The organism is Bacillus fungorum (genome assembly GCF_002746455.1).
Lineage (GTDB): Bacteria > Bacillota > Bacilli > Bacillales > Bacillaceae_G > Bacillus_A > Bacillus_A fungorum.
On the sequence record NZ_NWUW01000023.1, the window covers coordinates 1 to 17015 of the forward strand.

Below are 17015 nucleotides of genomic sequence, written 5' to 3' on the forward strand. Positions count from 1 at the left end.
CCGCTAACTTCATAAGAGCAAGCTCTTAATCCATTCGCTCGACTTGCATGTATTAGGCACGCCGCCAGCGTTCATCCTGAGCCAGGATCAAACTCTCCAATAAAGTTAGTTTGTCTAGCATCTAAAAATAAAAATTGACGTTTCACGTTGTTTGTTTCGTTCAGTTTTCAAAGAACTACTTGGTCGCTCATTTGCGACTTCCTTATGTTAACATCTTCGTTTTTCGATGTCAACTAAGTTTTTCAATTTCTTTTTTGTCGTTTTCTGCGTTTCCGCATCAGCGACGGTTATTAATTTATCATATAGTAACCATTAACGTCAACACTTTTTAATAAAAAGTTCTTTTTCTTACATAACGAATACATTCCTCTGCATTAGCAACTCTTCGAAACAAACAAAAAATGATTTTATATCTTTCTTCCATTGCTTTTTTTACAACGTCATGAATACGTTCATCTTCAAAATCAAATAAAAGTTCTTCTAACTCTCTCTTCAATATGTATTCCATTTCTATTTTCTCTTCTTTCGTTAACATAAATCCAAGCAACTCATCACCTCAATCATTTCTTACAGAGCGATAAACGTTCCGCTCGTTTTCATTTAACAAAATCCTATCATCCATTATATCCACTACTTACGATATTAATCCCTTGTTCTCTTTTTTATATTTACAGCATATATGTAACTGAAAAGGATTGGACAAAGGGGCGTAATATTATGTTTTTCTTTTTTATTACGAGTAAAAGAAATTTTAAACACATTAGCTTAATAGTGATACTTTCCTTATTTACAGCATGGCTACTCTTTTTGAAAACATATTCACACGAGTCTGCTTTTTCAACTGCTACAGGACCTAAGGTTATTTACAAAGGCGACACCTCAAAAAAACAAGTTGCATTCACATTTGATATTAGTTGGGGAGACAAAAAAGCAATTCCAATCCTTGATACACTTAAAGAAAGAGACATTAAGAATGCAACCTTCTTCCTTTCTGCTGCATGGGCAGAAAGACACCCTGATGTTGTTGAACGCATCATAAAAGATGGACATGAAATCGGTAGTATGGGTTATAATTACACGTCCTACACTTCTCTTGAGACAAATGAAATACGAAGAGATCTTTTGCGAGCACAAGATGTTTTTACAAAACTCGGTGTGAAACAAGTCAAGCTATTACGTCCACCTAGTGGGGACTTTGACAAAGCAACACTTAAAATAGCAGAATCACTCGGATACACTGTCGTTCATTGGAGTAATAACTCAAACGACTGGAAAAACCCTGGTGTAAACAATATCGTTTCCACCGTCTCTAATAATTTAAAAGGTGGAGATATCGTCTTATTACACGCATCCGATTCTGCCCTTCAAACAAATAAAGCATTACCACTGCTCCTACAAAAATTAAAGAGTGACGGATATGAGCAAATATCCGTATCACAACTTATTTCCAACACAAGTACGAAAAGTGAAGATGTACAGTAACTCTATTCCCTCGTGCCTTCACACATAAAAAGCTCTACTACCTTTCATTAAGGTAATAGAGCTTTTTTCATCCCGTTCAACTACTCTGCGTAAAAGCTCTCTTAATTAGGCCGACTTACTCGTCTTTCCTTTCCAATTAAACGATGTAATATAAGTAACTGATATGCGTTACATAATAAAAGTGGTATCACCATTAAATATAACCAATCTGTATCATTAATTCGAAGAGCTGGTACCCACTCAAGAATTGTTACAACAACCATAAAGAACAAGGCGGGCACAAATGCTTTGTTATTCGTTTCTTTACTTTTTATGTAAGCAACAATCGCCCCAAACACAAATAACACACCCGCAACAAGTATGTTATTTCCTAATGAAACTTCCCCATTTGCAATCAACACAGATCTTAAATACACGAAATCAAATAAAACGAATGCAATAAAAAAGAGCTGGACTGCATTCCATAAAGAAGTTGATCGGAACATACCTAGTCCAAAACGATGGATTGTTAAGTAGGCAAAAAATCCCATTTGACTTATAACACTAAAAATAAACCCTACACCCATCAACCAGAAGGAAACTGCTAGAATTTCCTTTCCGTCGAAATTTTGAAAAAATTTAACATACTTGTCCCACTCTAAAACGAACCCAATAATGACCGTACTAATCCCACCAAGAAACAACGTCGTAAAAAATAGTCGTACCCACTTGCGGCTATTCACAACACATCCCCCATTATCCTTATATTTCTAATTAAATTGTATCAATGACAATTTCAAAAAGCTAGCCATGTTCATGTATAAATTTCTTAAAGATATTTATATTAAAAAGAGAGAACTGTGCTGAAAGGAGTTCCAACTTATGAAACGGATGCTGCTCGTTTTGACCTCTTCTTTTCTATTTCTTGTACTTGTAGCATGTGCACAAGGAAAAGAAGCAAAGTCCGAACTTGATTATGATCAAACGAAGAAAATGATTGTTGATATTTTAAAAACTGATCAAGGTAAGAAAGCTATTCAAGATGTGTTAACTGATGAAAAAATGAAACAAGCACTCATACTAGATGAAACAGTAGTAAAAAAAACGATTGAAGATGCAATGGTATCCGACAAAGGGCAACAATTCTGGGAAAAGCTCTTTAAAGACCCTGAGTTCTCATCGAAATTCGCTAAAAGTATGGGAAAAGAACAAACAGCCTTAATGAAAACATTACTAAAAGACCCTGAATACCAAGCAGGCGTTATAGAAATTATGAAAAACCCTGAAGTAGAAAAAATGATGTTACAAACGATGAAAAGTAAAGAATACCGTCAATATTTACAACAAGTACTCACAGAAACCGCTGAAAGCCCACTCTTCCAAGCTAAGATGATTGATATTATTAGTAAAGGTGTTCAAAAAGCCGAAAAAAGTGGTTCTGATAAAAAAGAAGCAGGCGGTGAAGGTGGTTCCCAAGGTGGCAAAAAGGAACAACAATAATGTTAATGATGAGTGGACAATATATGTATCGTCCACCCATCATTATTTTATTTTTGCGCAACAGCTACTTTATCAATTACTGTCTCAGCTATCTTGCGATAAATAAGACCTGTCGTATGTGTATCTTCATATACTGACGGCGCAAAGTCTTCTTTATTCCAATCGGGTTGTTGAAGCGGGATTCGGCCAAGTACTTCTGTTTGAAGTTCTGTAGCCAATTTATCTCCTCCACCTCTTCCAAACACATATTCTTTTTCACCAGTTGTTTTACTTTCAAAATAAGCCATATTTTCAACAACACCAAGAATACTATGTTCTGTACGTAAAGCCATAGCTCCAGCACGTGCTGCTACAAATGCCGCTGTTGGATGCGGCGTTGTTACAATAATCTCTTTACAAGCCGGCAACATTGAATGTAAGTCTAGCGCAACATCACCTGTACCCGGTGGTAAATCTAAAACTAAATAGTCTAAATCGCCCCATTCTACTTCTGTGAAGAAGTGATTTAACATTTTCCCAAGCATAGGTCCTCTCCAAATAACCGGTGCATTATCCTCTACAAAGAACCCCATTGAGATTACCTTTACACCTAGACGCTCTACTGGAACTATTTTATCTCCTCTTACAACAGGACGTTTTTCTATTCCCATCATATCCGGTACGCTAAAACCATAAATATCAGCATCAATGATACCAACCTTTTTCCCTAGACGAGCTAGAGCAATGGCAAGGTTAACAGAAACTGTGGATTTTCCGACTCCACCTTTTCCACTCGCTACTGCTAAAAATGTCGTTTTTGAATTTGGTGACAATAAAGATTCAGTTTGCTCTTCTTCCTGCTCCGGTGCAAACTGAGCTAATTCCTCTTCTGTAAATTCTGCAAAGCGAAGCCCTACTGTTGCTGCTCCTAGTTCTTTTACTAACTTTACAATTCCAGATTGCAATTGCATTTGTTCCGCTGTACCGGTTTTGACGATTGCAATTTTAACACTTACATGTTCCTTCTCAGGCTTGACTGTTACCTCTTTAATTGACCCTGTTTCTTTTAACGTTTTATGTAAAAACGGATCTACAATCCCTTCTAATGCTTCCACTACTTGCTCTCTCGTTACCATAATTAGCCCAGCCCCCTGTATGAAAAATAACGTAATGTTAATTAAATGTATCTCTCTTTATTTTTGAAATAAATGCGTTTACATTTCCAGTATAACATATTTTCGGAAAACTTCGTTAACGAGAGAAACTCAAAAAAATCCCCCTTATTCTGGAGGATTTCCTTTTTCCGTGAAATAACGTAATATCCCACGATATACTGCAGCCGCTACCTTTTGCTGATATTTCTCCGAATTTAACATATACCTTTCATTTACATTCGATAAAAAGCCAGCTTCAATTAAAGCGCCTGGTGTTTTCGCATACTTTAATAAATACACATGAGAAATTGTTTTAGCAGAACGATTCGTATTCTCTAAACTCGTTCTCAATTCAGCTTGTATAAATTTCGCAGCACGTTCATTTTCAATCGAAGAACGGTAATAGAACGTTTGTGCGCCTTTCGATCCACTACTAGTTAAAGCATTCAGATGAATACTCGCAAAAAAGTCTACATCAGGTTTATTAATAATCTCTACACGTTTTTTTAAATCCTCTGCTTTACGTCTACTATATGATTTTGTATCTTTCTGAGCTAAATCATAATCTCCATCACGTGTTAAAATAACTAGCGCACCTTGTTCTTGTAAATAATCTTGTACCTTCTTTGTAATCTCAAGCGTAATATCTTTTTCTACAATATCCTTTCCACCAACAGCCCCTCCGTCTGGTCCACCATGCCCAGCATCTAATACAATCACTTTCCCTGATAAGGGTAAATTCCAAGCTCGCCAAGATTTTGTAATTTGAAATTCTTGTTTGACTAAAAAAAACAAAACAACCGCAGCGAGTGAAAAAGAGATAATTCGAATTCTCTTCATACCTTTCCTCCTCCAGCTAGTCCCTCTAATTACTTATATGGGACAAGAGGAAAGTTTATGCTTGTCTTAATGAAGCTTTAATCGATATCTTCTTTCACCTTTTTCATATCCTTCCTGCCACCATAAGCCGATAAACTGCTGGCAAGATTCAAAAAGTAATTCCTCATCTTGTAACTTAATTTCCCGCATGGTCATGCTCGTTAAAAATTGAAATAATGTTTCCGTTAATTGTTGCTCTTCTTCTAAAGCTCTATATTTCACGTCAAAGAACGATTCGCCATAATAACCAAATTTACTATATCTCGCTCCTAATAAATACGATTCTATCCCTAATTCAATGCAGTAATCTTCATACTGACGATGAAGCTCCTGCATCTGAAAGGCATCCCTAATATTTGAACGTAATGTTTTTAATGATAATTCCCGCAGCATCTTCCGTTCATATTTCAACTGCTTTTCTTTTTGTTTTTCTTGTAAGTTGACAATGACATTCATAGTACTTATAAACCTCCCTACTACGTATTAGTCTAAACTTCTAAAGAAGAAGCATACGCGAGCGGATAGCACTAAAATATTCCAAACTACAAAAATTGCAAAAGAGGAATGAAACACAAAAAACCCCAACCAAAATGGTTGGGGTTTGTAGTTCGCAAAAATTAACGTTTTGAGAACTGAGGTGCACGACGTGCGCCTTTAAGACCGTATTTTTTACGCTCTTTCATACGTGCGTCACGAGTTAATAGACCTGCACGTTTTAGTGTTAGACGGTATTCTGGATCAGCTTTTAATAAAGCGCGAGAAATACCGTGACGAATAGCACCAGCTTGACCAGTGTATCCACCACCATTTACGTTTACAAGTACATCGTAGTTACCTAAAGTTTCTGTTGCAACTAGAGGTTGTTTCACTACTTCACGTAATGCAGCAAATGGGATATAGTTTTCAAAATCACGACCGTTAATGATAACGCGTCCTTCGCCTGGAACTAGGCGTACGCGCGCTACTGAACTCTTACGACGTCCAGTGCCATAGTATTGAACCTGTGCCAAAGTAAGCCCTCCTTTAATTAATTATCCGCGAAGTTCGTAAACTTCTGGTTTTTGTGCTTGGTGTGGATGCTCTGCTCCAGCATACACGTTTAGTTTCTTAGAAACTTGACGGCCTAAGCGTCCTTTTGGAAGCATGCCTTTAATTGCAAGCTCTAACATTTGTACAGGGTAGTTTGTACGCATTTCTAGAGCTGTTCTTTGTTTAAGTCCACCTGGGTGGTTAGTGTGACGGTAGTAAATTTTATCGTTTAATTTATTACCTGTTAAATGAATTTTCTCAGCGTTAATAATAATTACATGATCACCCGTGTCAACGTGTGGTGTAAATGTAGGTTTGTTTTTACCGCGTAAAATGGATGCTACTTCACTAGCAAGGCGACCTAAAGTTTGACCTTCAGCATCAACCACATACCATTTACGCTCAACTTCGTTAGCTTTTGCCATAAAAGTCGTACGCATGTGTTTCCCTCCTCGTTATCTTTTCCATAGAAAAAATCTATTGTTTATCTTAAACACGATTTCCTTCCGGGGCTAATCGTGGTTTTAGAAACAATACCATATGTTATGATATACTTTTGAGTTTCTAATGTCAAGCAAATGTTACACCAGGATTAGTTGTTATAGTTTACCTGCCATAAGTAAAGCCCATGACCTGGAGCCATCTTTCCAGCAAACTGACGATTTTGTTTGGCTAGAATCTCTGGAATGCTATCCGGATCAAGCTTTCCTTGCCCTACGCTCAGTAACGTACCAACAATAATTCTGACCATATTATATAAAAATCCATTACCTACAAAACGAAAAATTAATTCATCATCTTGCTCAATTAGCTCAATTTCATAAATTGTTCGCACTTTATCTTTTTTGTCAGTTTTTGCCGAACAAAAAGAAGTGAAATCATGCGTTCCAATAAAATACGGGATCGCTTTTCTTATAGAGTTGATTTCGAGCGGATATGGATATTGATATACGTAATTTCTACGGAATACATCCGCAGTCTTTGATAATAATACACGATAACGATATTCTTTTCTCTCAACACCGTAACGCGCATGAAATTCTTCTGTTTTTTTCTCTACCTGTCTGATAACAATATCATCTGGCAACATTGTGTTTAATGCATTACTCCATTGCCACTCTTCAAGAGACAACGGTGTATCAAAGTGTATCACTTGTCCTTTAGCATGAACGGTAGAATCCGTCCTGCCTGATGCCTGAACGCGAACAAGTTCTCCTTTATGCAATTTCTGTAAAGCTTTCTCTATTTCTTGTTGAACAGTACGATGCTGCGGCTGAATTTGATAACCACAAAAATGCATGCCATCATATGCAACCGTACATTTTATTCTATCCATTTCTCTATTCTCCATTACGATCGCACCCATGCCAAAATACAAGCTAAACAAAGTAAGCTTATAATCGTTACTGTATCGCTTGTTTTCCAGCGCAGTTGCCTAAATTTAGTACGTCCTTCGCCACTTTGGTATCCACGAGCTTCCATAGCAATTGCTAAGTCCTCTGCGCGCTTAAAAGCACTGATAAATAGAGGAACGAGTAGTGAAATGATAGCTTTCATCCTATCCTTTATCGGTCCCCCTGCGAAATCAATACCACGTGACGCTTGTGCCTTCATTATTTTACTCGTTTCATCCATTAATGTCGGGATAAAACGAAGAGAAATTGACATCATTAATGCGATTTCATGAACAGGAACTTTTATACGCTTCAGCGGCTTTAATAACGTCTCCAAACCATCTGTAATCTCAATAGGTGTCGTCGTTAACGTTAATAATGTCGTCATTAAAATAATAACGAAGAATCGTATAGAAATGTATATCCCTTGCTCTAATCCTTTTTCATGTATCGAAAACCAACCAAGCTGGAATAGTACTTCCCCTTCTTTATTTGTAAAAATATGCAGGAAAAATGTAAAAAGAAAAATCCATAGAATTGGTTTTAAGCCCGAAAGTACATAACGAATCGGCACTTTTGCAAAAAATAAAGCAATGAGTGCATATAAAAATAAAAATCCATATGAAATCGCATTATTTGCTAAGAAAACAACAAATACATATAAAAAGACAATCAGCAGCTTCGTACGTGGATCAAGTTGATGAATAAGAGAATTCCCTGGAATATACCTTCCAATAATCAACTGCTGCATGATTCATGACCACCTTTTCGTAACACCTGCACAACTTCATGAGTAAGATCCTCTAAAGATAAGGTAGACTTTGGGATTGAAATGCCAAACTTCTCTTCAATTGCACGTTTATACTTTAAAGACATAGGAAGGTCCACGCCAATTTTCTCTAGTTCATCAGCATGTGAAAATACTTCCTCTGCACTTCCTTGCAAAAAGACCGTTCCTTTATGCATGACTACAATCTGCGCCGCATACTTAGCAGCATCCTCCATATTATGTGTTACTAGGATAACTGTAAGACCTTTCTCCTTATGTAGCTTATAAAACATCTCCATAAGTTCATTCTGCCCTTTTGGATCTAGTCCTGCTGTAGGTTCATCTAATACAAGCACTTCGGGTTCCATCGCCAATACGCCTGCTATCGCAACACGCCTCATTTGCCCACCACTTAACTCGAACGGTGAACGTGTTAACAGTTCTGGTTCTAACCCTACAAGTTCAATTGCCTCTCTTGCCTTTTGCTTCGCTTCTTCTACAGATAACCCAAAATTAGTAGGGCCGAAACAAATATCTTTCTCCACAGTCTCTTCAAACAACTGATGTTCTGGGAATTGAAAGACAACCCCTACCTTTTTACGTAGTGGCTTTAGCTTTTTTTCTTTCTTTCCTGCCGAAATGAAATGTTCACCAATTTGAACTGTGCCATTTGTCGGCTGCAATAAACCATTTAAATGTTGAATCATCGTCGACTTACCTGAACCAGTATGACCGATAATGGCATAATAGCCCCCACTTGGAAACGACACGTCTACATCATAAAGTGCGCGTCTTTCAAATGGAGTTTTATATTGATAACGATGTTCTACTTTTTGGAATGTAATCTCCAAAGTTCGTTCACCAAGCTTTCCATTGTAAGATGCGTATTTTGCAAGAGAATTTCATTTCTTTTTAATAATTCTGCTATTTTCACTGAAAATGGTACATCTAATCCAATTTCTTGGAGCATATGAGAGGACTTGAAAATTTGTTCTGGGGTCCCTTCCTCTAATATCTCTCCCTTATTTAAAATAATGACACGGTCTGATTGTGCCGCTTCTTCTAAATCGTGCGTAATGGATAACACGGTAATACCTTTTTGATTAACAAGTTGCCTAACCGTTTCTACTACTTCACGTCTCCCTTGAGGATCTAGCATTGACGTTGCTTCATCTAATATCAAAATAGATGGCTGAAGTGCTAAAACGCCTGCTATTGCCACTCGCTGCTTTTGCCCACCAGATAACGAATGAGGCTCATCATTAAGAAAATCTTCCATACGGACAAGTCTTAAAGCCTGATCTAATCTTTCTACCATTTGCTCTCTTGGCATTCCGATATTCTCTAAGCCGAAGACAACGTCATCTTGCACTGTCGTTCCAACAAATTGATTGTCTGGGTTTTGAAATACCATCCCAATTTGTTTTCGAACATCCCATACCGTTTCCTCTGACAAAACCATTGTATCATTTACTGTAATTGTCCCTGCTTCCGGCAAAAACAAACCATTCAATAATTTTGCAAGTGTAGACTTCCCTGAACCGTTTTGTCCAATAACAGATACCCATTCTCCTTCATATAAGGAGAATGAAACATCTTTTAATGCATAAGTGGCTGCACCAGGATATTGAAATGATATATTTTCTGTCCGAAGTTTCTCTTTTTTCAATACAAGGCACCCTTTCCTTCGCCAAGTAAGCCTATTTTTATATTTAAAAAAAAGGGCCATGACCAGTTTCTTGAAAAGAACTGTCCTGCCCTTTTAATTATCATTATACTAACTCGATAATTACCATTGGTGCTGCGTCTCCGCGACGTGGACCAATTTTTGCAATACGAGTGTATCCGCCTTGGCGCTCAGCATAGCGTGGAGCTACATCAGCGAATAGTTTTTGAAGTGCATCTTGACCAGTCTCAGCGTTAGCTACTTCATTGCGAATGAAAGCTGCTGCTTGACGACGAGCATGAAGATCTCCGCGTTTACCTAAAGTGATCATTTTTTCCACTACAGAACGAAGTTCTTTTGCACGAGTTTCTGTCGTTTGGATGCGCTCGTTGATAATTAAATCAGTAGCTAAATCACGTAACATAGCTTTACGTTGCGCACTTGTACGGCCTAATTTTCTGTATGCCATTCGTAGTTCCCTCCTTTGTTGATGGGTTTAAATCCTCAGTCGTCTTTACGTAAACCTAAACCTAATTCCTCAAGTTTATGTTTAACTTCTTCTAAGGATTTACGTCCTAAGTTACGAACTTTCATCATATCTTCTTCTGTTTTGTTCGCAAGCTCTTGTACAGTATTAATTCCTGCACGTTTTAGGCAATTATAAGAACGAACAGAAAGGTCTAGTTCTTCGATAGTCATCTCAAGAACTTTCTCTTTTTGATCTTCTTCCTTCTCGACCATAATCTCAGCATTTTGTGCTTCATCAGTTAAACCAACAAAGATATTTAAATGCTCAGTTAAGATTTTGGCACCTAAAGAGATAGCTTCTTTTGGCCCGATGCTTCCATCCGTCCATACATCAAGCGTAAGCTTATCATAATTAGCCACTTGTCCGACACGTGTCTTTTCCACTTGGTAAGTCACACGTGATACTGGAGTATAAATAGAATCAATAGGAATTACTCCTATTGGTTGATCTTCGCTTTTATTTGCATCAGCTGGCGTATACCCACGGCCACGCTTTGCAGTTAAACGCACGCGGAAATGCGCATCTTTTGCTAACGTTGCAATGTGTAAATCTGGATTTAAGATTTCTACATCACTATCGTGAGTAATATCAGCAGCTGTGACAATACCTTCGCCCTGCACATCAATTTCCAACGTCTTCTCTTCTTCAGAGTAGATTTTAAGAGCTAACTTTTTCAAGTTTAAGATGATCGTCGTAACGTCTTCTACTACGCCCTCAACTGTTGAAAATTCATGTAATACGCCATCGATTTGGATAGCAGTAACAGCGGCACCAGGGAGTGAGGATAAAAGAATACGACGTAAGGAGTTACCCAAAGTAGTACCATATCCACGCTCAAGCGGTTCAATTACGAATTTACCATATTTAGCATCTTCGTTAAGTTCAACCGTTTCGATTTTCGGCTTTTCGATTTCAATCATTAACTAAACCCTCCTTCAAAACGTCGAAACCCCGGTTAAACAAAGGTATAACCCCTGTCTAACCGAAAGTCCCCCTTAGGCAGTTCCCGATTGTGCACAACAAGCGATGTTTCTGTACGAAATTTCTCGATAATGCATCATATCCATTATAGACAAAAGGGAAAATTCTATACAGAAAAATTACACACGACGACGTTTTGGTGGACGACATCCATTATGAGGAACTGGAGTAACATCTCTAATTGCTGTTACTTCTAGACCTGCAGCTTGAAGAGCACGAATTGCAGCTTCACGACCAGCACCAGGACCTTTAACAGTAACCTCTAAAGTTTTTAAACCGTGTTCCATTGCAGCTTTAGCAGCAGTTTCAGCAGCCATTTGCGCAGCGAATGGAGTAGATTTACGAGATCCACGGAAACCAAGTGCACCAGCACTAGACCAAGAAAGTGCGTTACCGTGAGTATCTGTAAGTGTTACGATTGTGTTGTTGAAAGTAGAACGAATATGAGCTATACCAGCTTCAATATTCTTTTTCACACGTTTTTTACGAGTGTTTGTTTTACGTGCCATTGTTAGTTCAACCTCCTTTACTTATTATTTCTTTTTATTTGCTACTGTACGACGTGGACCTTTACGTGTACGAGCATTGTTTTTAGAGTTTTGACCACGAACTGGTAAACCACGACGGTGACGAAGACCACGGTAAGAACCGATCTCCATTAGACGTTTGATGTTAAGAGATACTTCACGACGAAGGTCTCCCTCAACTTTAATACGATCGATGATATCACGGATACGTCCTAATTCGTCTTCCGTTAAATCACGAACTCGTGTTTCTTCAGAAATACCTGCTTCAGCAAGAATTTTTTCAGCAGTTGTGCGACCAATGCCGAATACGTAAGTTAAAGAAATAACAACGCGTTTGTCTCGAGGAATATCTACACCTGCGATACGTGCCATTACGAATGCACCTCCTTCTGATTAACCTTGTTTTTGTTTATGTTTAGGGTTTTCACAAATAACCATTACTTTTCCACGTCTACGAATAACTTTACATTTTTCGCAGATTGGTTTAACTGACGGTCTTACTTTCATGTCTCGAACCTCCTTAAAGATTACGGAGTGCTATATTATTTAAAACGGTACGTAATACGACCACGATTTAAATCGTACGGAGATAATTCTACCGTAACTTTGTCTCCTGGTAAAATACGAATGAAGTTCATACGGATTTTACCAGAAACGTGAGCCAATACGACATGCCCATTCTCTAATTCTACTTTGAACATAGCATTTGGCAACGTTTCAAGAACGGTACCTTCGACTTCAATTACATCATCTTTAGCCATTCAATAGTTCTCCCTTCTTCAAATCAGTAACATTTTACACTGCTCTGAAATCCCGGAGAGCCAGCTACTTATAAAGTGGTAAGGATTTCGTATCCTGCTTCTGTAAGAGCAATCGTGTGCTCAAAATGGGCACACCATTTACCATCTACCGTTACCACTGTCCAGTCATCAGATAGTGTTTTTACATATCGTCTTCCTTGATTCACCATCGGTTCAACACAGATGACCATTCCCGGCTTTAATCTAGGGCCTCTATTTGGTGGACCATAGTGCGGGATTTGAGGGTCCTCATGTAAGTCTTGCCCGATTCCGTGACCAACATACTCCCTAACGATCGAGAATCCATTCTCTTCAACATGGGTTTGAACCGCATGTGAGATATTTGATAATCTCTCGCCTGGTTTTACTTGTTCTAGACCAAGATACAACGATTTTTCTGTGACATCAAGTAGCTTTTGAACAGATTCAGAAATGTTTCCAACTGGATACGTCCATGCAGAATCTCCATGGTACCCATTGTATTTCGCACCAATATCGATACTGATGATATCGCCCTCTTTGAGCTTGCGCTTCCCTGGAATTCCGTGTACAAGCTCTTCATTTACAGAAGCACATATGCTCCCCGGAAATCCGTTGTATCCTTTAAAAGATGGCGTAGCACCATATTTTTGAATCGTCTTTTCCGCTATTTGATCGAGCTCTTTCGTTGTAATTCCTGGAGTAATGTGCTGTTTCAACTCTTGATGAGTTAAAGCAACGATCCTGCCAGCTTCTCGCATGATTTCTATCTCGCGAGGAGTTTTGCAGATTATCATTACGCTAAGCCTCCGATGAGAACATCGATATCAGCAAATACTTTATTGATATCTTGCTCACCATTAATGCTTTGTAAGTAACCAAGCTCTTCGTAGAAATCAAGCAAAGGTTTTGTTTGCTTAATATTTACATCTAAGCGATTCGCTACAGTTTCTTCATTGTCATCAGAACGTTGATATAATTCGCCACCACATTTATCGCACACATCAGCTTTTGCTGGTGGATTGAATTCTAAGTGGTAAGTCGCACCGCACTCTTTACAAATGCGACGGCCTGTAAGGCGTTTTAATAACAACCCTGAATCCACATTAATGTTTAAAACATAGTCGATTTTTTTGCCAAGATCTTTCATAATTTCTTCAAGAGCTGATGCTTGTGCAACAGTTCGTGGGAAACCGTCTAGTAAGAAACCTCTTACGCAGTCGTCTTGACTCAAACGTTCACGAACGATTCCGATTGTAACTTCATCTGGAACAAGTGCACCTTTATCAATAAAAGATTTTGCTTGTAGACCCATTTCAGTTTCAGCCTTCATAGCTGCACGGAACATATCTCCTGTTGAAATGTGAGGGATGTTATACTTGGCAACAATCTGTTCGGCTTGTGTACCTTTACCAGCACCAGGAAGCCCCATTAAAATTAAGTTCATCCTTGTTCCCCCTCAGAGTACATGAGCATGTAGGGAAGACAATACTTCCCACTTACTCACTGCTTGATAAACCCTTTGTAATGGCGTTTTACCAGTTGGCTTTCTAGCTGCTTCATTGTTTCTAAAGCAACGCCGACAACGATTAACATACTCGTTCCACCAATCTGTGCAGATGGAGGAAGATTTCCCAGCTTCGTAAAGATAACTGGTAAGATTGCAATCGCTGCTAGGAAAATTGATCCTACAAAGGTCAAACGATACAAGATTTTTGTTAGATATTGTTCTGTATTCTTACCCGGACGAATACCTGGAACATATCCACCTTGTTTGTTTAGATTCTCTGACATTTGCTCTGGATTAACCTGAACAAACGCATAGAAATATGTGAAGGCTACAATGAGCGCAACATATATGATCATTCCCACTGGGTGAGAATAGTTAAAGTTTGCAATAATCCACTGCGATACATCATGTTTCGGGAAGAACTGTGCAATAGTCGGAGGCGTAATTAAGAATGAAACAGCAAAAATTACTGGAATAACACCAGCACTATTTACCTTAAGCGGTAAATGTGTGTTTTGTGCTCCAGCATAACCGCCATTTCCTCCTGTTACACGCTTCGCATATTGAATTGGGATCTTTCTAACAGCCTGTTGAATGAAAATAACACCCACAATAACTGCTAGCACAGCTAGTAAGATCAATGCAACTTTAACGATACTCATGAACAATTGATCTCCGATATTTTGAAACTGTTGCTGATACACTTGAGATATAACACTTGGGATCGCTGCGGCAATACCACCAAAGATAAGGATGGAAATACCATTACCTACACCTTTAGCTGTAATCTGTTCACCTAACCACATTAAAAATGCAGTACCAGCAGTCAGTACCGTAGCAATGTATAAATAAGTGCTCCAACCAGGATTCAAAATTAATTGCCCACCTACCATACCGTTAAAACCGATTGACATACCAAACCCCTGAATAAACGCAAGAACAATTGTAAAATAACGCGTGAATTGCGTTAGTTTACGACGGCCCATTTCACCTTGCTTCGACCATTCCGAAAATTTAGGAACAACATCCATCTGCAATAATTGCACGATGATGGATGCTGTAATATACGGCATGATTCCCATCGCAAAGATGGAGAAGTTTTTCAAGGCTCCACCGCCAAATGTATTTAGAATACCTAAAGCATTTAATTGATCTTGTGCTTTCAGTACGTCTCCATTTGTAAATGGCACGGGGATAAACGTGCCAATCCTGAATACGATTAACATCGCTAAAGTGAATAATATTTTACGTCTTATCTCAGCAACGCGCATAAAGTTGGAGATTGTACGAAACATTAGATCACCTCAACTGATCCGCCAGCTGCTTCAATTGCTTCTTTAGCACTTGAAGAGAACTTGTGCGCTTTAACAGTTAGTTTTTTCTCTACTGCGCCGCTTGCAAGAATTTTAACACCGTCGTTTAACTTGCTGATAACGCCAGTTTCCAGCAATAATTCAGGTGTTACTTCTGTACCATCTTCAAAACGATTTAACGTTGATAAGTTTACAATAGCAAACTCTTTACGGTTAATGTTTGTGAAGCCGCGTTTTGGTAAACGACGGAATAATGGAGTTTGACCACCTTCGAAGCCAAGACGAACACCGCCACCAGAACGTGCGTTTTGTCCTTTATGACCTTTACCAGCAGTTTTACCGTTACCAGAACCGATACCACGACCGACACGGTTACGTACTTTACGAGAACCTTCTGCAGGTTTTAATTCATGAAGTTTCATTCCCAGGCACCTCCTTATATTAATGAGTTATCCTTAAGCTTCTTTTACAGTTATAAGGTGAGAAACTTTGTTGATCATACCAAGAATAGCAGGAGTTTCTTCCTTAACTACAGTTGAATTCAACTTTTTAAGACCTAAAGCTTCTACCGTCGCACGTTGATCTTGTGGACGACCAATTACACTACGAGTGAGGGTAATTTCTAACTTTTTCGCCATTTGTTTTCCCTCCTTAACCTAGTAGCTCTTCTACAGATTTACCGCGTAATTTTGCAACATCTTCAGCGCGCTTAAGTTCGCTTAATCCGTTCACAGTAGCGCGAATCATGTTGATTGGTGTGTTAGAACCAAGAGATTTCGAAAGAATATCTTGTACACCAGCTAATTCAAGAACCGCACGAACAGGTCCACCAGCAATAACACCAGTACCTTCAGCAGCAGGTTTTAAGAATACTTCACCAGCTCCAAAGTGACCGTTGATTGTGTGTGGAATTGTTGTACCAACTAATGGTACAGCGATTAAGTTTTTCTTAGCGTCTTCGATAGCTTTGCGGATTGCGTCTGGTACCTCTTGTGCTTTACCAGTACCGAATCCAACATGACCGTTTTTATCGCCAACTACAACTAGTGCAGCAAAGCGGAAACGACGACCACCCTTAACAACTTTCGCGACACGATTTATCGTAACTACACGTTCTTCAAGTTCTAATTTACTTGGGTCAATGCGATGCATCAATTTTCCCTCCTTTGACCATTAAAATTGTAATCCAGCCTCACGAGCAGCTTCAGCTAGAGCTTTAACACGGCCATGGTATAAGTAACCACCGCGATCAAATACTACTTCTTTAACGCCTTTCTCTACAGCACGCTTAGCAACTGATTCTCCAACTTTCGTAGCAGCTTCAGTATTGCTAGTACCGTTAAGAGCAAGGTCTTTATCAAGAGTAGATGCACTTACTAACGTTACACCATTCACATCATCAATAACTTGAGCGTAAATATGTTGGTTAGAACGGAACACGTTTAAACGTGGACGCTCTGCAGTACCAGTAAGTTTAGCACGTACACGCGCATGTCTTTTCTTACGAGTCGCATTTTTATCAGCTTTAGTGATCATTTTCTTGTC

General features: G+C 38.7%; 26 protein-coding genes and 1 rRNA gene. 2 read left to right on the plus strand and 25 right to left on the minus strand.

Translation table 11 applies throughout. The annotated features are described in order from the left end of the window. Together CO726_RS23550 and CO726_RS23560 are read right to left on the minus strand one after the other, a co-directional pair. Nucleotides 1-103 (minus strand): 16S ribosomal RNA (locus CO726_RS23550); the annotation flags it as partial. 225 nt (nucleotides 104-328) lie between these two features. After that, the gene (locus CO726_RS23560) at nucleotides 329-547 is read right to left on the minus strand and encodes a hypothetical protein (protein ID WP_098759783.1); all 219 of its coding nucleotides are present in this window, start codon (nucleotides 545-547) and stop codon (nucleotides 329-331) included. Nucleotides 548-717: 170 nt separating this feature from the next. Here CO726_RS23560 and pdaB point away from each other — a divergent pair, with 170 nt between their 5' ends. Beyond that, on the plus strand, nucleotides 718-1482 hold the full coding sequence (gene pdaB, locus CO726_RS23565) for a polysaccharide deacetylase family sporulation protein PdaB (protein WP_099685874.1): 765 nt from the start codon (nucleotides 718-720) through the stop codon (nucleotides 1480-1482). Between the two features lie 101 nt (nucleotides 1483-1583). On the opposite strand, the gene kbaA is transcribed toward pdaB, so the two are convergent. Next, nucleotides 1584-2204: a KinB signaling pathway activation protein KbaA gene (gene kbaA, locus CO726_RS23570; RefSeq protein ID WP_099685875.1), complete on the minus strand. Its 621-nt coding sequence runs from the start codon at nucleotides 2202-2204 to the stop codon at nucleotides 1584-1586. 139 nt (nucleotides 2205-2343) lie between these two features. Here kbaA and gerD point away from each other — a divergent pair, with 139 nt between their 5' ends. Next, nucleotides 2344-2961 (plus strand): spore germination protein GerD, encoded by a 618-nt coding sequence (gerD, locus tag CO726_RS23575; protein ID WP_098759786.1) that lies wholly within the window; start codon nucleotides 2344-2346, stop codon nucleotides 2959-2961. A 47-nt stretch (nucleotides 2962-3008) separates the two neighbouring features. Here the strand turns inward: gerD and CO726_RS23580 are convergent, their stop codons facing one another. From CO726_RS23580 to rplR, 22 genes are all read right to left on the minus strand, one after another. Beyond that, entirely contained in the window at nucleotides 3009-4076 is a 1068-nt protein-coding gene (locus tag CO726_RS23580; protein WP_099685876.1) for an Mrp/NBP35 family ATP-binding protein, read from the minus strand. Between the two features lie 144 nt (nucleotides 4077-4220). Continuing rightward, nucleotides 4221-4934, minus strand: a complete 714-nt coding sequence (gene cwlD / locus CO726_RS23585; RefSeq protein ID WP_099685877.1) for an N-acetylmuramoyl-L-alanine amidase CwlD — start codon at nucleotides 4932-4934, stop codon at nucleotides 4221-4223. A gap of 66 nt (nucleotides 4935-5000) precedes the next feature. After that, the gene (locus CO726_RS23590) at nucleotides 5001-5429 is read right to left on the minus strand and encodes a DUF2521 family protein (protein ID WP_074541893.1); all 429 of its coding nucleotides are present in this window, start codon (nucleotides 5427-5429) and stop codon (nucleotides 5001-5003) included. 161 nt (nucleotides 5430-5590) lie between these two features. Then, complete coding sequence (gene rpsI, locus CO726_RS23595) at nucleotides 5591-5983, minus strand: 30S ribosomal protein S9 (protein ID WP_000079986.1); 393 nt, start codon at nucleotides 5981-5983, stop codon at nucleotides 5591-5593. A gap of 21 nt (nucleotides 5984-6004) precedes the next feature. Continuing rightward, nucleotides 6005-6442 carry a 50S ribosomal protein L13 gene (gene rplM, locus CO726_RS23600; RefSeq protein ID WP_001260793.1) on the minus strand — a complete coding sequence of 146 codons (438 nt, stop codon included), beginning with the start codon at nucleotides 6440-6442 and terminating at the stop codon, nucleotides 6005-6007. Nucleotides 6443-6594: 152 nt separating this feature from the next. Further along, nucleotides 6595-7338, minus strand: coding sequence for a tRNA pseudouridine(38-40) synthase TruA (gene truA / locus CO726_RS23605; RefSeq protein ID WP_060633077.1), 744 nt, complete (start codon nucleotides 7336-7338; stop codon nucleotides 6595-6597). A gap of 14 nt (nucleotides 7339-7352) precedes the next feature. Further along, nucleotides 7353-8147: an energy-coupling factor transporter transmembrane component T family protein gene (locus CO726_RS23610; RefSeq protein ID WP_098669536.1), complete on the minus strand. Its 795-nt coding sequence runs from the start codon at nucleotides 8145-8147 to the stop codon at nucleotides 7353-7355. Further along, a complete protein-coding gene (locus CO726_RS23615) occupies nucleotides 8135-9016 on the minus strand; it encodes an energy-coupling factor ABC transporter ATP-binding protein (RefSeq protein ID WP_099685878.1) in 882 nt (293 codons plus the stop codon). The genes CO726_RS23610 and CO726_RS23615 overlap by 13 nt, the downstream gene beginning before the upstream one ends. Then, complete coding sequence (locus CO726_RS23620; RefSeq protein ID WP_136699833.1) at nucleotides 8992-9834, minus strand: energy-coupling factor ABC transporter ATP-binding protein; 843 nt, start codon at nucleotides 9832-9834, stop codon at nucleotides 8992-8994. The genes CO726_RS23615 and CO726_RS23620 overlap by 25 nt, the downstream gene beginning before the upstream one ends. Nucleotides 9835-9937: 103 nt before the next feature. Beyond that, nucleotides 9938-10300, minus strand: a complete 363-nt coding sequence (gene rplQ / locus CO726_RS23625; protein WP_000331490.1) for a 50S ribosomal protein L17 — start codon at nucleotides 10298-10300, stop codon at nucleotides 9938-9940. Nucleotides 10301-10335: 35 nt separating this feature from the next. After that, complete coding sequence (locus CO726_RS23630; protein WP_000569643.1) at nucleotides 10336-11280, minus strand: DNA-directed RNA polymerase subunit alpha; 945 nt, start codon at nucleotides 11278-11280, stop codon at nucleotides 10336-10338. Nucleotides 11281-11460: 180 nt separating this feature from the next. After that, nucleotides 11461-11850 (minus strand): 30S ribosomal protein S11, encoded by a 390-nt coding sequence (gene rpsK / locus CO726_RS23635; RefSeq protein ID WP_000101798.1) that lies wholly within the window; start codon nucleotides 11848-11850, stop codon nucleotides 11461-11463. Nucleotides 11851-11874: 24 nt separating this feature from the next. After that, complete coding sequence (gene rpsM / locus CO726_RS23640) at nucleotides 11875-12240, minus strand: 30S ribosomal protein S13 (RefSeq protein ID WP_000090788.1); 366 nt, start codon at nucleotides 12238-12240, stop codon at nucleotides 11875-11877. 21 nt (nucleotides 12241-12261) lie between these two features. Then, nucleotides 12262-12375, minus strand: coding sequence for a 50S ribosomal protein L36 (gene rpmJ / locus CO726_RS23645; RefSeq protein WP_000868344.1), 114 nt, complete (start codon nucleotides 12373-12375; stop codon nucleotides 12262-12264). A gap of 35 nt (nucleotides 12376-12410) precedes the next feature. Beyond that, on the minus strand, nucleotides 12411-12629 hold the full coding sequence (gene infA, locus CO726_RS23650; protein ID WP_001029884.1) for a translation initiation factor IF-1: 219 nt from the start codon (nucleotides 12627-12629) through the stop codon (nucleotides 12411-12413). A gap of 68 nt (nucleotides 12630-12697) precedes the next feature. Further along, nucleotides 12698-13444: a type I methionyl aminopeptidase gene (map, locus tag CO726_RS23655; protein ID WP_099685880.1), complete on the minus strand. Its 747-nt coding sequence runs from the start codon at nucleotides 13442-13444 to the stop codon at nucleotides 12698-12700. Beyond that, a complete protein-coding gene (locus tag CO726_RS23660; protein ID WP_001048989.1) occupies nucleotides 13444-14094 on the minus strand; it encodes an adenylate kinase in 651 nt (216 codons plus the stop codon). The genes map and CO726_RS23660 overlap by 1 nt, the downstream gene beginning before the upstream one ends. A gap of 56 nt (nucleotides 14095-14150) precedes the next feature. Beyond that, complete coding sequence (secY, locus tag CO726_RS23665; protein ID WP_000490117.1) at nucleotides 14151-15452, minus strand: preprotein translocase subunit SecY; 1302 nt, start codon at nucleotides 15450-15452, stop codon at nucleotides 14151-14153. Beyond that, nucleotides 15452-15892 carry a 50S ribosomal protein L15 gene (gene rplO, locus CO726_RS23670; RefSeq protein WP_000766080.1) on the minus strand — a complete coding sequence of 147 codons (441 nt, stop codon included), beginning with the start codon at nucleotides 15890-15892 and terminating at the stop codon, nucleotides 15452-15454. Before rplO ends, secY begins: the two co-directional genes overlap by 1 nt. Before the next feature lie 33 nt (nucleotides 15893-15925). Continuing rightward, the gene (gene rpmD / locus CO726_RS23675; protein WP_001085231.1) at nucleotides 15926-16108 is read right to left on the minus strand and encodes a 50S ribosomal protein L30; all 183 of its coding nucleotides are present in this window, start codon (nucleotides 16106-16108) and stop codon (nucleotides 15926-15928) included. Nucleotides 16109-16121: 13 nt separating this feature from the next. Beyond that, complete coding sequence (gene rpsE / locus CO726_RS23680; RefSeq protein ID WP_000554646.1) at nucleotides 16122-16622, minus strand: 30S ribosomal protein S5; 501 nt, start codon at nucleotides 16620-16622, stop codon at nucleotides 16122-16124. A gap of 21 nt (nucleotides 16623-16643) precedes the next feature. Then, the gene (gene rplR / locus CO726_RS23685) at nucleotides 16644-17006 is read right to left on the minus strand and encodes a 50S ribosomal protein L18 (RefSeq protein WP_000628818.1); all 363 of its coding nucleotides are present in this window, start codon (nucleotides 17004-17006) and stop codon (nucleotides 16644-16646) included. Nucleotides 17007-17015 lie beyond the last annotated feature (9 nt).

Bases quoted from the DNA above. Each gene is read 5' to 3' on its own strand.
- secY (WP_000490117.1), bottom strand. From the start codon at position 15,452: ATGTTTCGTACAATCTCCAACTTTATGCGCGTTGCTGAGATAAGACGT.
- CO726_RS23590 (WP_074541893.1), bottom strand. From the start codon at position 5,429: ATGAATGTCATTGTCAACTTACAAGAAAAACAAAAAGAAAAGCAGTTG.
- CO726_RS23660 (WP_001048989.1), bottom strand. From the start codon at position 14,094: ATGAACTTAATTTTAATGGGGCTTCCTGGTGCTGGTAAAGGTACACAA.
- rpsE (WP_000554646.1), bottom strand. From the start codon at position 16,622: ATGCATCGCATTGACCCAAGTAAATTAGAACTTGAAGAACGTGTAGTT.
- rpmD (WP_001085231.1), bottom strand. From the start codon at position 16,108: ATGGCGAAAAAGTTAGAAATTACCCTCACTCGTAGTGTAATTGGTCGT.
- infA (WP_001029884.1), bottom strand. From the start codon at position 12,629: ATGGCTAAAGATGATGTAATTGAAGTCGAAGGTACCGTTCTTGAAACG.
- cwlD (WP_099685877.1), bottom strand. From the start codon at position 4,934: ATGAAGAGAATTCGAATTATCTCTTTTTCACTCGCTGCGGTTGTTTTG.
- CO726_RS23580 (WP_099685876.1), bottom strand. From the start codon at position 4,076: ATGGTAACGAGAGAGCAAGTAGTGGAAGCATTAGAAGGGATTGTAGAT.
- map (WP_099685880.1), bottom strand. From the start codon at position 13,444: ATGATAATCTGCAAAACTCCTCGCGAGATAGAAATCATGCGAGAAGCT.
- pdaB (WP_099685874.1), top strand. From the start codon at position 718: ATGTTTTTCTTTTTTATTACGAGTAAAAGAAATTTTAAACACATTAGC.
- rplO (WP_000766080.1), bottom strand. From the start codon at position 15,892: ATGAAACTTCATGAATTAAAACCTGCAGAAGGTTCTCGTAAAGTACGT.
- rplR (WP_000628818.1), bottom strand. From the start codon at position 17,006: ATGATCACTAAAGCTGATAAAAATGCGACTCGTAAGAAAAGACATGCG.
- CO726_RS23630 (WP_000569643.1), bottom strand. From the start codon at position 11,280: ATGATTGAAATCGAAAAGCCGAAAATCGAAACGGTTGAACTTAACGAA.
- gerD (WP_098759786.1), top strand. From the start codon at position 2,344: ATGAAACGGATGCTGCTCGTTTTGACCTCTTCTTTTCTATTTCTTGTA.
- rplQ (WP_000331490.1), bottom strand. From the start codon at position 10,300: ATGGCATACAGAAAATTAGGCCGTACAAGTGCGCAACGTAAAGCTATG.
- truA (WP_060633077.1), bottom strand. From the start codon at position 7,338: ATGGATAGAATAAAATGTACGGTTGCATATGATGGCATGCATTTTTGT.
- CO726_RS23610 (WP_098669536.1), bottom strand. From the start codon at position 8,147: ATGCAGCAGTTGATTATTGGAAGGTATATTCCAGGGAATTCTCTTATT.
- rpsM (WP_000090788.1), bottom strand. From the start codon at position 12,240: ATGGCACGTATCGCAGGTGTAGATATTCCTCGAGACAAACGCGTTGTT.
- rplM (WP_001260793.1), bottom strand. From the start codon at position 6,442: ATGCGTACGACTTTTATGGCAAAAGCTAACGAAGTTGAGCGTAAATGG.
- rpmJ (WP_000868344.1), bottom strand. From the start codon at position 12,375: ATGAAAGTAAGACCGTCAGTTAAACCAATCTGCGAAAAATGTAAAGTT.
- rpsK (WP_000101798.1), bottom strand. From the start codon at position 11,850: ATGGCACGTAAAACAAACACTCGTAAAAAACGTGTGAAAAAGAATATT.